Below are 209 nucleotides of genomic sequence, written 5' to 3'. Positions count from 1 at the left end.
CGCCCTTCGGTGTCACGGTGAGCGTCACCGGCTGCTGGAACACCAGACCGTGCGGCTTGAGGTCGACGCCGCCCACGCCGCCGCTGATCGGGAACCCGGACAGGCTGGTGATGGGCGTCAGGGTGATGTCGACGTCGCTGAGCAGTGCACCGAGCGGCACGGTCAGGGTGTAGCTGGTCCCGTCCTGTCCCTTGGTGGTGATTGAGGTC

At 67.5% G+C, this 209-nt stretch carries 1 pseudogene; it reads right to left on the bottom strand.

The features are described from left to right. Positions 1-209: pseudogene (locus tag BN358_RS26940) on the bottom strand (hypothetical protein); the annotation flags it as partial.

Source organism: Sedimentibacter sp. B4, from assembly GCF_000309315.1.
In the GTDB taxonomy this organism is placed as follows: Bacteria; Bacillota; Clostridia; order Tissierellales; family Sedimentibacteraceae; genus Sedimentibacter; species Sedimentibacter saalensis.
Note: the sequence above shows the minus strand (reverse complement) of the source record. Positions and strands in the feature narration are given on the sequence as shown.